At 63.2% G+C, this 12,128-nt stretch carries 14 protein-coding genes and 1 tRNA gene; 8 read left to right on the plus strand and 7 right to left on the minus strand.

The features are described from left to right. Nucleotides 1-51: 51 nt before the first annotated feature. The 4 genes from E2484_RS11205 to E2484_RS11220 all read right to left on the minus strand — a co-directional run bounded on the left by E2484_RS11205 (nt 52) and on the right by E2484_RS11220 (nt 2,917). On the minus strand, nt 52-294 hold the full coding sequence (locus E2484_RS11205; protein WP_137285265.1) for a DUF7127 family protein: 243 nt from the start codon (nt 292-294) through the stop codon (nt 52-54). 110 nt (nt 295-404) lie between these two features. Further along, entirely contained in the window at nt 405-1,274 is an 870-nt protein-coding gene (gene sucD / locus E2484_RS11210; RefSeq protein WP_137285266.1) for a succinate--CoA ligase subunit alpha, read from the minus strand. Next, nucleotides 1,271-2,416: an ADP-forming succinate--CoA ligase subunit beta gene (sucC, locus tag E2484_RS11215; RefSeq protein WP_137285267.1), complete on the minus strand. Its 1,146-nt coding sequence runs from the start codon at nt 2,414-2,416 to the stop codon at nt 1,271-1,273. Before sucC ends, sucD begins: the two co-directional genes overlap by 4 nt. A 300-nt stretch (nt 2,417-2,716) precedes the next feature. After that, entirely contained in the window at nt 2,717-2,917 is a 201-nt protein-coding gene (locus tag E2484_RS11220) for a hypothetical protein (RefSeq protein ID WP_137285268.1), read from the minus strand. A gap of 505 nt (nt 2,918-3,422) precedes the next feature. Between E2484_RS11220 and E2484_RS11225 the strand changes: the two genes are divergently transcribed. The 4 genes from E2484_RS11225 (at nt 3,423) to E2484_RS11235 (ending at nt 5,241) form a co-directional block, all read left to right on the plus strand. Further along, the gene (locus E2484_RS11225) at nt 3,423-4,079 is read left to right on the plus strand and encodes a helix-turn-helix domain-containing protein (RefSeq protein WP_137285269.1); all 657 of its coding nucleotides are present in this window, start codon (nt 3,423-3,425) and stop codon (nt 4,077-4,079) included. 69 nt (nt 4,080-4,148) lie between these two features. Continuing rightward, the gene (locus E2484_RS11230) at nt 4,149-4,484 is read left to right on the plus strand and encodes a DUF7344 domain-containing protein (RefSeq protein ID WP_137285270.1); all 336 of its coding nucleotides are present in this window, start codon (nt 4,149-4,151) and stop codon (nt 4,482-4,484) included. A 45-nt stretch (nt 4,485-4,529) separates the two neighbouring features. Beyond that, a complete protein-coding gene (locus tag E2484_RS24925; RefSeq protein ID WP_170977301.1) occupies nt 4,530-4,688 on the plus strand; it encodes a hypothetical protein in 159 nt (52 codons plus the stop codon). A gap of 277 nt (nt 4,689-4,965) precedes the next feature. Beyond that, complete coding sequence (locus tag E2484_RS11235) at nt 4,966-5,241, plus strand: YdiU family protein (protein ID WP_137285271.1); 276 nt, start codon at nt 4,966-4,968, stop codon at nt 5,239-5,241. A gap of 65 nt (nt 5,242-5,306) precedes the next feature. Here E2484_RS11235 and E2484_RS11240 read toward each other — a convergent pair whose 3' ends face one another. Together E2484_RS11240 and E2484_RS24930 are read right to left on the minus strand one after the other, a co-directional pair. Continuing rightward, the gene (locus E2484_RS11240; protein ID WP_137285272.1) at nt 5,307-6,500 is read right to left on the minus strand and encodes a redox-regulated ATPase YchF; all 1,194 of its coding nucleotides are present in this window, start codon (nt 6,498-6,500) and stop codon (nt 5,307-5,309) included. Between the two features lie 135 nt (nt 6,501-6,635). Next, complete coding sequence (locus E2484_RS24930) at nt 6,636-6,800, minus strand: hypothetical protein (protein WP_170977302.1); 165 nt, start codon at nt 6,798-6,800, stop codon at nt 6,636-6,638. Nucleotides 6,801-6,881: 81 nt separating this feature from the next. Between E2484_RS24930 and E2484_RS11245 the strand changes: the two genes are divergently transcribed. Then, nucleotides 6,882-7,841, plus strand: a complete 960-nt coding sequence (locus E2484_RS11245) for an NADPH:quinone reductase (RefSeq protein ID WP_137285273.1) — start codon at nt 6,882-6,884, stop codon at nt 7,839-7,841. Nucleotides 7,842-7,948: 107 nt separating this feature from the next. Next, nucleotides 7,949-8,377, plus strand: coding sequence for a GtrA family protein (locus tag E2484_RS11250; RefSeq protein ID WP_137285274.1), 429 nt, complete (start codon nt 7,949-7,951; stop codon nt 8,375-8,377). Between the two features lie 264 nt (nt 8,378-8,641). On the opposite strand, the gene E2484_RS11255 is transcribed toward E2484_RS11250, so the two are convergent. Continuing rightward, nucleotides 8,642-9,793, minus strand: a complete 1,152-nt coding sequence (locus tag E2484_RS11255) for an acyl-CoA dehydrogenase family protein (RefSeq protein WP_137285275.1) — start codon at nt 9,791-9,793, stop codon at nt 8,642-8,644. 115 nt (nt 9,794-9,908) lie between these two features. On the opposite strand from E2484_RS11255, the gene E2484_RS11260 reads away from it, so the two are divergent. Continuing rightward, complete coding sequence (locus tag E2484_RS11260; protein WP_137285276.1) at nt 9,909-11,882, plus strand: 3-hydroxyacyl-CoA dehydrogenase/enoyl-CoA hydratase family protein; 1,974 nt, start codon at nt 9,909-9,911, stop codon at nt 11,880-11,882. A gap of 168 nt (nt 11,883-12,050) precedes the next feature. After that, nucleotides 12,051-12,125 (plus strand) — tRNA-Glu (locus E2484_RS11265). Nucleotides 12,126-12,128: the final 3 nt, after the last annotated feature.

Below are 12,128 nucleotides of genomic sequence, written 5' to 3' on the forward strand. Positions count from 1 at the left end.
AGTTCTCGGTCTGCCGGTGACGATCCCTGCCGACTGGTGGACGACTCTGCGCTACTCCTTGATGATGAGCATCCCGTCGTTGGTGGTCACGTCGGTCGCTTCGTCCGGAATCTCGAACTCGAACTGCCGGTCGCCAGCGACGACGATGGCCGTTCCGTCGATGACGTCGAGGTGCGCTTCGACGCCGCGGCCGAAGTCGATGACGATGACGTTCTCGTCCTCGTACTCGCGGCGACTGATGGTAATGTCCTCTTGCTCGTCCGCGGCGGTCTGAAGCGGGGCTGGTGCGTCCATACCTCTGATTGGGCTGTGTTACGGGTAAGTGCTATGCCCGCGGCCGATTCGCTCTGAAAGAGAAGAACGAAAGAGAGCGAGAAGCGAAGAGGGGAAAACGGAAGACCGCCTTACAGGAAGTCCTCGATGTGGTCGGCGACTTCGTTCGGGGTGTCGCCGACCGGGACGCCAGCGTCGTTCAGCGCGTTGATTTTGCTCTCGGCGGTACCCGTCCCGCTACCGGAGACGATTGCGCCCGCGTGACCCATGCGCTTGCCCGGCGGTGCGGTCCGGCCAGCGATGAAGCCGGCGACCGGCGTGTCCATGTTCTCGGCGATGTACCGGGCGGCTTCCTCCTCGTCTTCGCCGCCGATTTCGCCGCACATCACGACCGCCTTCGTGTCGGGGTCGGCCTCGAACAGTTCGAGGGCGTCGATGAAGTCCGTGCCGATGATGGGGTCGCCGCCGATACCGATGGCGGTGGTCTGGCCGATGCCCCGGGAGGTGAGGTTGTCCACGACCTGGTAGGTCAGAGTGCCCGACCGCGAGACCAGACCCACGTCGCCCGACTCGAAGATGTTGCCCGGCAGGATGCCGAGTTTGGACTCGCCGGGAGTGATGATGCCCGGACAGTTCGGGCCGATGAGGCGGGTGTCGACCTCCGAGAGGCGCTTGTTCACCTTCGCCATGTCCTGCGTGGGGATGCCCTCGGTGATGGCGACCACGAGGTCCAGCGACGTGTCGAGCGCCTCGAAGATGGCGTCGCCTGCGAAAGCGGGCGGGACGAAGACGACCGAGGCGTCGGCGTCTTCCTCGCGGGCGGCCTGCGCTACGGTGTCGTAGACGGGGACGCCAGCGACTTCCTGTCCGCCCTTGCCCGGCACTGCGCCGGCCACGACGTTGGTGCCGTAGTCCATCATCTGCTCGGCGTGGAACTTGCCTTCCCCGCCGGTGATGCCCTGTACGACGACTCGGGTGTCGGAATCGACTAGAACGCTCATTGTGCTTCCTCCTGGGAGAATTCGACCGTGCGTTGAACCGCGTCTTCGAGGGTCTCCTCGACCGTGACGAGTTCGTCGTTCAGAATCTCGCGGCCCTCCTCGGCGTTGGTACCCGCGAGGCGGACGACCACGGGCTTGGGAATCTCGTCGAACTGTCCGAGGGCGTCGTTGATGCCCTTCGCCACCTCGTCGCCGCGCGTGATGCCGCCGAAGATGTTGAAGACGACAGCGTCGACGTTCTCGTCGGAGAACACCATGTCCAGGGCGTTGGTCACGCGCTCGGCCTTCGCGCCGCCACCGATGTCGAGGAAGTTGGCGGGGTCGCCGCCGTAGTAGTCCACGAGGTCCAGCGTCGTCATCACGAGACCTGCACCGTTGCCGATGATGCCGACGTTGCCGTCGAGGCGGACGTAGTCGAAGCCGTACTCTCCGGCCTTGCGTTCGAGGTCGTCCTCGTAGGCTTCCTCTTCCATCTCGGCGAGTTCCTGCTGGCGGAAGAGCGCGTCGTCGTCGATGTTCATCACGGCGTCGGCCGCGACGATTTCGTCGTCCTCGGTGACCATCAGGGGGTTGATTTCGACCTCGCTGGCGTCGCGGTCGTCCCAGAGCTGATAGAGCGTCGTCAGGACCGAGGCGACGTCGTTGGCGAGTTCGCGGGGAACGCCCGCCTCGTAGACGGCCTTCCGGGCCTGATACGGGTGCATCCCGAACGCCGGGTCGACGTGCTCACGAGCGATGGCGTCGGGGTCCTCCTCGGCGACCGACTCGATGTCGACGCCGCCCTTGGTCGAGACCATCGCCACGGGCTTGCCCTCACCGCGGTCCATCGTCACGCCCACGTAGAGTTCGTTCTTGAAGTTCACGGCCTCCTCGACCAGCACGCGCCCGACGTGGTAGCCCTTGAGGTCCATGCCGATGATGGACTCGGCCGCTTCCTTGGCCTCCTCGCGGTTCTCGGCGAGTTTGATGCCGCCGGCCTTCCCGCGACCCCCGACGTGTACCTGTGCCTTGACGGCGACCGGGTAGCCGATGTCCTCTGCGGCCTCGACTACCTCGTCTACCGACGACGCCAGTTCCGCGTCCGGCGTCGGAATCCCTGCGTCGGCGAAGACGCTCTTCGCCTGATACTCGTGTAATCTCATTAGTGGCTCACACGCAACTTTCCCAGACTGAGAGTTAGTAGTTCCGGAATCGTCGGGAACTACCACGCCGTCGTCGCGTGATAGACCCGGCGTTCTGCCGACTCAGTTTTCGAGCGTTCGTCGTCCGAATGGCAGTGGGAGAGCGCCGACGTACCCGCGCTTCGACCCCACGAGGGTTCTGCTGAAACGACTACGCCGGGGCTTCCGTGCCGAACTACGCGGTTTCGGCAGAACTCCTGAGAACTCGAACCCACCGCCTCAGAGCGTGCAAAGACACCAGAAAGAACCGTGAGTGACGACTCACTTCGTCGCGTAGAATCGCACCAACCCGCACTCCGGACACCTCCGCGGAACCACGTCCAGCGTCTTCGTCACCCCGACTGCGGCCAACACGTCGTCGCTCTCGTCCTCGGTCCGGACCCGGAACTCTCCCTGTCCGGTGTAGAGGTCGGCCTCCTCCAGTGCAACGTCGCAGTCCGGACAGCGCGGGTCTCCGCCCATATCGACGGTTTTGTACGGTCTCAGGAAAAACGTGTCGAATTATATTCAACGAGACGACATTAAAGGACGGGAGGCGCGACCGATGGAATTGCCGACGAACAGGGCCAGAGCGTCGATTTCGCTACTCCGCGTAGAACCGAAATAGTCCGCACTCCGAGCAGACGTGAGCGCAGGCGTAATTGCTGTTTCCGAGTTTGCTCGGGAAACGGCCACCGTCGGGTTCGTTGAGCCGAATCTCGTTCCTGCGGTGGGTCGCGTCGTACTGGACGCCTTCGAGGGCAACGTCGCAGTCGGGGCACGTCCGGGTCGGACTCGTGGAGACGTGATTTCGGGAGATACGCCTCGCTGAAACTCTCTGATAGGATCGAACCGGTTGTGAGCGATGTTGATGTAGAGCGTGTAGTTACGTTTCAGGTGATAGTCACGCCCCCATATACGGGATTTCGTTCTTGGCTCGTCTGTACGGTCACCAGTCCTTTACCGACGGAGCGAGACAGACCGGACAATGGCCACCGAAGCGACGTTTACGGTTCCGTCCGACCAGTTCCCCTTGGGAACCGTGTTCGAACGATTGCCGGAAGTGACAGTCGAGCTGGAGCGAATTATCCCGGCCCAAGACGTCGTGATTCCCTATTTTTGGGTCCGGGGGGTCGAAGTTGACGACATCGAGGGTGCGTTTCTCGACCATCCGGGCGTGGAGAATATCCGACTCGTCGATTCCGTTGCAGACGAGTATCTACTGCGTGTCGAGTGGACGCTGAGGTACGACGGTGTTCTGAGCACGCTGATGGAGACGAAGATTCCACTGGTCAAAGCTGTCGGCACGAACGAGCAGTGGACGTTCGATATTCGGGGCGACGACCGACGTGACATCGCGGCGTTTCGAGAACGCTGTCGGGAGTTAGACATCCCCATTACGCTCACCAAACTGCACGCGCTCACGCCCATCGAGTCGGAGACCGAGATCGCACTCACCGACACGCAACAGGAGGCGCTGGTGCTCGCGTACGAACGGGGCTATTTCAACACGCCACGCGACGTGACGATGGCAGACCTCGGCGACAAACTCGGCATTTCACAGCAGGCGGTCGCGTCCCGACTCCGGCGCGGGATTAGTTCGATTCTCGGAAGTACGCTGACGGAACTACGCCCACCAGAGTGAACTCAACTTAAAAGTGGTTTGTGTACCCAAAAGCAGAGGTGAACTGCGTAGGCTGCTTATAGAAACGTAATGGTTGGGACACCCACCGAGTTCGACACGGTTCTAGACGTATGTGAACACAAACATCGTCGCATCGTCCTTGCGGCACTTGTAGATCAGCAACAGTCGGTCCCGATAAACGACCTCACGAAAGCAATCGTCAAACGTACTGCTGGTCAGACCGTAACAGAGATACAGACCGCCCTGCATCACGCCCATCTCCCGAAGTTAGAGGCGGCCGGGCTCGTCGAATACGATTCCGAGCGACAACTGGCGGAGTCAACAGCCCAGCTCAATCGGGGAGTGCCCCACCTTTCGGCGATCCTCAGTATCGATCCCGAGCTTGCAACACCACTTAACGTATAACCGCGTTTAGGATACCTAGTTACATCGCACCAGACCTATTGCACGATGACAACCAGCGACCCCCCACGCGACGACGGCGTGCACTTGACCGAACAGGAAAGAGCGGTCGAAGCACTCACCAAGGCACTCGAGACCGAAGAGTTGGACGAAAAAGACTACCAGATTCGGGAAGCACTTCAACTACTTGCACTGAAAAACGACTAGAGCGGTTTGGATGATAGATTCGCCCCACGCTTTGCTCACCTTCCCTACTGTCAGAGCCGAAGGACTTCGACAGAGCCGTGGGATACGAAAAACGTGGGGTGGCCGGACGAGAGGAGTCCAGTCCGTCGATTCCGGTAGTCCGGATCTGCTCACTCTGCACCGCAGAAGTCGGGGGTATAACGGTGTTCTCGAAAGCCTCCGCCCGGTCGCGGTCACGCGAGCGGTGCACGGCGTGATGCGCCGCGATGCGAGCGGTGCAACCGCGAGCGAAGCGAGTGTGACCTCGGAAGACGCGGGTCGTCTTCCGGCGGTCGCTCAGCGACATATCCTCGTTCGCACGACCTCGCCGATAGAGGCCGCTGAGACGACTAAATTGAACGCGACCGGGCGGCCCCTTTCTCGACCCGTCGGTGGTTCACCTGTCGAGCGTTCGCTGGTGGTTCGTCGCGTCGGGCGCTCGCATCTGGTTGGTCGGGCCGGGTGTTTCCGGCGGCTGTTCGGCCGGGCGCTCGCCGACGTCGAACTCACGTTCTACGACCGAAGGGGTGACTGAATATTGCTAAAAGAAATTAAATGCGGTGTTAGATATAGAAAAACCCTCCCTTCTACCGACTACGGTTAGTTCGTAGATACGATGTCGATGACGTCCCGGCTATCGAGTTGCGAGTCCGCGCCGACCTGTCGGTTGCTCCGGCAGTCGATGCCGTGGAGGAACCCCTCGCCGAGGTCCGAGTGGATGTGGTGGGCGAAGTCCTCGGCGGTCGCGCCCTCGGGCAGGAGGAAGCAGTCGGGCAGGACCTCGCCGTTCTCGTTGCCGAGACCGTTCGCACCACCGGGGAAGACGGGCACGAGACCCAACTCGTCGAAGAGCGCGGTTTCGAGCGCGCGCTGGACGCCCGTCCCGTCGAACTCGGCGACGAACTCCTCGATGGCTTCCAGACCCTCGCGCTGGTCGCCGGTCACGTCGGCCACGATTTCGAAGTCCGAATCGCCGGGCCGGTACTCGACCGCGCCCTGCTCGTCGGCCTGCTTGAGGGCCTTCTCGGCGTGAGCGCTCGCTGGCACGACCGTCAGATGCTCGTACTCGGGGTCGCTTGTGATTTCCTCGAAGTTTTCCTGCGCCTCCGGGGTGTCCATCTTGTTCGCGGCGACGACCATCGGCTTGGTAGTCTTGCGAATCTCGCGGGCCAGTTGCTCGCGGTCGTCGCCGTCCCACTCGTCGGGGTCCAGGTCGAGACCCAGCGAGAGAATCTCGCGCTTGATCTCGTCCTTGTTCGTCCGGAACGCGCTCATCTGCTCGGCCAACTCGACCTCGATGTCGTCGTCGTTGCCGTCGTACCCGCTCTCGTAGCGCCGGATGCCCTTCTCCAGCACTTCGAGATACCACATGTCGAGTTCGTTCTCCAGGAAGTCGATGTCCTCGCGGGGGTCGTGGCCTTCGGTGGGTTCCCCCTCGATGTCGGTCGTCCCCGAGAAGTCCACGACGTGGACCAGCACGTCGGCCTCGTTGAGGTCGGTCAGGAACTGGTTACCCAGTCCCGCGCCCTCGTGCGCGCCGGGAATCAGTCCCGCCACGTCCACGAGTTTCGTCGGCACGAATCGGGTGCCTTCCTCGCAGAAGCCGACCGACGGCGTACACTCCTCGTCGAACTCCGGCGCGGCGCACTCGACCCGGACGTAGGCCTCGCCCACGGCGGGGTCGATGGTCGTGAAGGGGTAGGCCCCCTCCGGCACGTCGTTCATCGTCGCGGCGTTGAAGAACGTGGACTTGCCCACCGAGGGCTTGCCCACGAGACCGATTTTGTAGCTCATTGACTCGGTTTGGCGGGTCGGCGGTAATAAGGCCTGCTAATGCCGGAATCGACCGGGAGAGGCTCTCGCGGTACTCGGTAGCACACTCCGCCAGATGCCGCGGAAATCGTAGACGTAGTGTCGTTGTCGAATGCCCTACTCGCCCGCCACCGGACGTCGGTCCTGCCCGCTCAGATTCTTCGTCACGATACCCTCCTTCGTCTCCGTGAGGCGCTCTCGCGTCACGGAGTCGCCGCGCGCGTTCGCCACGAGTCGGCCGACTTCGTCGTCCGGTTCGTCGTCGGCTCCGAGTAGTCCCACACTCCGGACCAGTCAGGGAACTGCTTTGAAACTATCTCCGTCGCACGCAGATTTATCCCCGGACCCTCCGTACTCGGACCCATGCGCGCAGTTCGATACCACGAACACGGTGGGCCGGGCGTACTGACGGTCGAAGACGCGGAGCGTCCCGACCCCGGGCCGGGAGAGCTACGAGTCGAAGTCCGGGCCGCGGGCGTCAACCCGGTGGACACTTACTTCCGCGAAGGGAGCTACGAACCGCCGGAACTCCCGATGATTCCGGGGTCGGACTTCGCGGGCGTCGTGGACGCCGCGGGCGAGGGCGTGGAGGGATTCGCCGAGGGCGACCGGGTGTTCGGTACGGGACTGGGCAACGACCGTCAGGGGACCTACGCCGAGTACGCGGTCGCGCCGACCGACCGCGTGGCCCGATTGCCCGACGATGTGGGGTTCGCCGAAGGGGCGGCGGCCGCACTCGTGGGCGTGACCGCGTGGCGTGCCCTGGTGGACCACGCGGGCCTCGAACCCGCCGAGACGTGTCTCGTCCACGGCGGATCGGGCGGCGTCGGTCACGTCGCGGTCCAAATCGCCGACTCCGTGGGCGCGCGGGTCGTCACCACCGCGTCCGAGGAGTACCACGACCGACTCGAAGAGATGGGCGCGGACGTCATCGTAGACTACGGTCGGGAAGACCTCGCCGACGCCGTGGTCGAAGCGGCGGGGCGGTCGGACGTGATTCTGGACCACCGACTCGACCAGTACCTCGACTTCGACGCCGAGGTGGGCACGCAGGGCGTCCGCGTCGTCGGCATCGGCAACACCGAACCCGATGCGGGATTCGACAACGTCGCGGCGGCCCGCGCCAAGGAGATGCAGTTGCAGTTGATGAGCATGTACAACACCCCGGACATGGCGGCGATTCTGCGGAAGTTGGCGTGGATGCTGGCGGAGGGCGACCTCCGACCGCGTGTCTCGAAGCGATACGACCTCGACCACGCCGCAGAGGCCCAGAAAGCGGTCCTGCACGACAGTTTCCTCGGAAAGTTGGTCGTGGAACCGTAGTTCGGTCTCGTGCGGGCCGGCGAGCAGTGTGCGGCGCGAAACGCCCGAGTTCCGGAGCGAGCAAAAACCAGAACCTACTACCCTCTCGAAGTCTTTCCGTACCTGTCGTGGGCGACTCTGGATATCGGAACGTGACGAAACATCCGACGTTCATCCGTCTCTATCGGTTCGTCATCGTCGGGGCGAGCGCCGCGCTCGTGCAGACGGCGGTCCTGTGGCTACTCGTGGAGTACGCGGGTCTCAACTACCTGGTCGCTGCCACGCTCGCCATCGAACTGACCATCGTCCTCCAGTTCGTGGTGAACAACGCGTGGACGTTCCAGCACGCGGGCCACACCGCCAGATACGACTACCTGGTGGGTCTGCTCCGGACCAACGTCGTCCGCGGGACCGCGATTCCGATACAACTCGCGCTGCTCTGGGCGTTCGTCAACTGGGTCGGTCTCGTCTACTTGCTCGCCAACGGGTTCGCCATCTTCCTCAGCGGCCTGTATCGGTACTACCTCGATTCGCGGTGGACGTGGAAAATCGCGTGAGGAACCGCATTAGGCGTGTCTAAGGTGCAAATGCACGTACCTAAGAAACATTTAGACACGTTCACCGTACATTTTCATTTCTCTAACCCACAAGAGAGCTTCGACACCGAACCTGCATAGCAGTCCGACCGCGAGCGAGGGGGCGAAGCGACCGAGCGAGCGGCTTTTTTGGTCCAGATTTTTTGAGGAGCGGTGGCCGCAGGGCGAGCGAAGCGAGCGCCCGAGGCCACCCGACGACGAAAAAGGTGGTCGTCGAAAGGCGGTCTAGAAGCCCTTTCCGAGCAGTTCGCGGGCGATGATGTTCTTCTGAATCTCCGTGGTGCCCTCGTAGATCTGGGTAATCTTGGCGTCGCGGTAGAATCGCTCGACCGGGAAGTCGTTGACGTAGCCCGCACCGCCGTGAATCTGGACGGCTTCGTCTGCCACGTCAACGGCCACCTGCGAGGCGAACTCCTTGGCCATGCTGGCGAGTTTCGTGATGTCCTCGCCCTGGTCGACGTTCCACGCGGCCTTGTAGGTCAGGTTACGCGCGGCCTCGGTCTGGGTGTGCATCTCCGCGAGTTTGTGCTGGATGGCCTGGAACTCCGAGATGGGTCGGTCGAACTGCTCGCGCTCCTGGGCGTAGTCGAGCGCGGCCTCGGACGCACCCTTGGCGATGCCGACGCCCTGCGCGGCGACCGCGGTCCGGGTCTCGTCGAAGAACTGCATCTGCTGGAGGAAGCCCATCCCGCGGGTGCCGATGAGGTTGTCCTCGGGCACGCGCACGTCGTCCAGGATGAGTTCGGCGGTGTCGGAGGCGCGGATGCCCAGTTTACCCGTAATCTTCTCGGACTCGAAGCCGTCGCGGTCGGACTCGACCACGATTTGGGAGAAGCCGTTGTACCGGCCGTCGGCGTCGGGGTCGGTCTGACAGAGGACGACGTAGTAGTCGCCGACCGACCCGTTCGTGATCCACATCTTGTTACCATTAATTACCCACTCGTCGCCGTCCTTCTCGGCGCTGGTCGAGACCGACGAGACGTCCGATCCGGTGTCGGGTTCGGAGATGGCCGCGCCCATGATGGCCTCGCCCTCCGCGACGGGGGTGAGGAAGCGCTCCTTCTGGTCGTCGGTCCCGAACTCCATGATGGCGTCCGCGCCGAACGCGGCCGACGTGATGCAGAGACCGATACCGGGGTCCACGGCGAACAGTTCCTCGGTGATGATGGCCGATTCGAGGTTGCTGTAGCCCGCACCACCGTAGTCCAGGGGGATGTGGGCACCCAGCAGTCCCATCTCGGCGGCCTTGTCCATGATTTCGTGGGGGTACTTCTCCTCCACGTCGTACTCTTTGGCTACCGGTTCGATCTCGTTCTCGGCGAACCGACGCACTTCCTCGCGGATCTGCTTCTGTTCGTCGGAGAGTCCGAAGTCCATGTGTCTGGGTTGCATAGCCTGCCCTAAATCTCTTCGTAACCGTGAGTAAACTGGAAGAGAGTTTCTAACCTCCGATAGGGAAACGTTCAAACGCCCGGCAACCGACCCCACGAACATGGAAGTCGAAGATATCAACACCATCGCGGTTCTTGGAGCGGGCAACATGGGCCACGGCATCGCCGAAGTCGCGGCTCTCGCAGGGTACGAGGTCAACCTGCGCGACATCGAAGAGGAGTTCGTCCAGAACGGCTACGACCAGATCGAGTGGAGCCTCGGGAAACTCGCCGAGAAAGACCAGATTTCCGAGGAGGAGGCCGACGCGGCCCTCGACCGCGTGACGCCCATCGTGGACTTCGAGGAGGCCGTCGAAGACGCCGACTTCGTCGTCGAGGCGGTCCCCGAGAAGATGGAGATCAAGAAGGACGTGTACGGCGAACTCGAAGAGTACGCACCCGACCGGGCCGTCTTCGCCACGAACACCTCCAGTCTCTCGGTCACGGAACTCTCGGAGGTCACCGAGCGACCCGAACGGTTCTGCGGGATGCACTTCTTCAACCCGCCTGTCCGGATGCAGTTGGTCGAGGTCATCTCGGGAGCTCACACCGACGACGCGACGCTGGACCTCACCGAGGACCTCGCCGAAGAGATGGGCAAGACGCCGGTTCGCGTCCGGAAGGACAGTCCCGGTTTCATCGTGAACCGCATCCTCGTTCCCCTGATGAACGAGGCGGCGTGGATGGTCGAGTCCGGCGACTACACCGTCGCCGAAGTCGATAGCTCGACCAAGTTCGACATGGGGCTCCCGATGGGGAGCTTCGAACTCGCCGACCAGGTGGGAATCGACGTGGGCTACCACGTCCTCGACTACATGAACGACGTGCTGGGCGAGGCCTACGAACCGTGTCCGCTCCTCGTGGAGAAAGTCGAGGAGGAGAAACTCGGCAAGAAGACCGGCGAAGGCTTCTACGACTACGACGACGGCGGTGCCGACATCCCGACCGACGCCGGGAGCGAGGACGCAGTTACCCGGCTTCAGGCAGTGATGGCCAACGAAGTCGCCAAACTCGTCGAGAACGACGTGGCCGACCCCGACGCCATCGACGACGCCGTGATGCTCGGCGCTGGCTTCCCCGAGGGACCGGCCAAGATGGCCGACGACGCGGGTCTCGACGCGCTCGCCGACACCCTCGACCGACTTCACGAGGACACCGGCGCGGCCCGGTACGAGTCCAGCGACTACCTCCGGGAAGCCGCCGACGCGGGCGGCTTCTACGGCGGTGACGAGGGCGACGACGGCGAGTACGACTACGACACCATTCGAATCGAGAAGCCCGGCGAGATGGTCGGCAAGGTCGTCCTCGACCGTCCCCACCGGATGAACACGGTCAGCGAGGAGTTGCTCGACGAACTCGGCGACGCCGTCGAGGCCCTCTCGGAGGACGACGACGTGCGTGCACTCCTGCTCGTCGGCGAGGGCGACAAGGCGTTCTCCGCGGGCGCGGACGTCCAGAGCATGGCCGGGGGCGGCGGCGATCCCCTGCAGGCGGTCGAACTCTCGAAGAAAGGCCAAGAGACCTTCGGCAAACTCGAAGCCTGCCCGATGCCCGTCCTCGCGGCCATCGACGGCTACTGCCTCGGCGGCGGGATGGAGATGGCGACCTGCGCCGACATGCGCCTCGCTACCGAACGCTCCGAGATGGGCCAACCCGAGCACGACCTCGGGCTCCTGCCCGGATGGGGCGGCACTCAGCGCCTCAAGCACATCGTCGGCGAGGGCCGCGCGAAGGAGATCATCTTCACGGCCGACCGTTTCGACGCCGAGACGATGGAGGAGTTCGGCTTCGTCAACGAGGTCGTCGAGGTGTCGGAGTTCGAGGACCGCGCCTTCGAGCTCGCGGCCGACCTCGCGGCCGGACCGCCCATCGCCCAGAAGTACACCAAGCGCGCGATGCTCGCGGGCCGCGACGACACCGACGCCGGACTCGAAGTCGAGTCCCAAGCCTTCGGCCATCTCATGAACACCGACGACCTGATGGAGGGCATCACGGCGTTCATGGGTGACGGAGAACCGGAATTCGAAGGGAAGTGAGGTGACCGTGGTCGGGGGTCACCGCCGACGGAAGCAAGCCGGAATTCGCTGGGGAGTGAACCGGAGTCGGGTGTGAACGCCCGACACGGCTGCCCTCGGGCGATAACGGAACGTTTAAACTAATCCGGCCGGAACGAAGAGATGCGCTCGTAGTGAGCGTGGACGTACGCTCCGTTGGTGTAGTCCGGCCAATCATTTCGGCCTTTCGAGCCGATGACCTGGGTTCAAATCCCAGACGGAGCATTC

The sequence above is a fragment of the Halorussus salinisoli genome, assembly GCA_005239435.1.
Lineage (GTDB): Archaea > Halobacteriota > Halobacteria > Halobacteriales > Haladaptataceae > Halorussus > Halorussus salinisoli.

Excerpts from the sequence above, each read along its gene's own strand:
- E2484_RS11205 (WP_137285265.1), bottom strand. The coding sequence starts at position 294 with ATGGACGCACCAGCCCCGCTTCAGACCGCCGCGGACGAGCAAGAGGAC.
- sucD (WP_137285266.1), bottom strand. The coding sequence starts at position 1,274 with ATGAGCGTTCTAGTCGATTCCGACACCCGAGTCGTCGTACAGGGCATC.
- sucC (WP_137285267.1), bottom strand. The coding sequence starts at position 2,416 with ATGAGATTACACGAGTATCAGGCGAAGAGCGTCTTCGCCGACGCAGGG.
- E2484_RS11220 (WP_137285268.1), bottom strand. The coding sequence starts at position 2,917 with ATGGGCGGAGACCCGCGCTGTCCGGACTGCGACGTTGCACTGGAGGAG.
- E2484_RS11225 (WP_137285269.1), top strand. The coding sequence starts at position 3,423 with ATGGCCACCGAAGCGACGTTTACGGTTCCGTCCGACCAGTTCCCCTTG.
- E2484_RS11230 (WP_137285270.1), top strand. The coding sequence starts at position 4,149 with ATGGTTGGGACACCCACCGAGTTCGACACGGTTCTAGACGTATGTGAA.
- E2484_RS24925 (WP_170977301.1), top strand. The coding sequence starts at position 4,530 with ATGACAACCAGCGACCCCCCACGCGACGACGGCGTGCACTTGACCGAA.
- E2484_RS11240 (WP_137285272.1), bottom strand. The coding sequence starts at position 6,500 with ATGAGCTACAAAATCGGTCTCGTGGGCAAGCCCTCGGTGGGCAAGTCC.
- E2484_RS11245 (WP_137285273.1), top strand. The coding sequence starts at position 6,882 with ATGCGCGCAGTTCGATACCACGAACACGGTGGGCCGGGCGTACTGACG.
- E2484_RS11255 (WP_137285275.1), bottom strand. The coding sequence starts at position 9,793 with ATGGACTTCGGACTCTCCGACGAACAGAAGCAGATCCGCGAGGAAGTG.
- E2484_RS11260 (WP_137285276.1), top strand. The coding sequence starts at position 9,909 with ATGGAAGTCGAAGATATCAACACCATCGCGGTTCTTGGAGCGGGCAAC.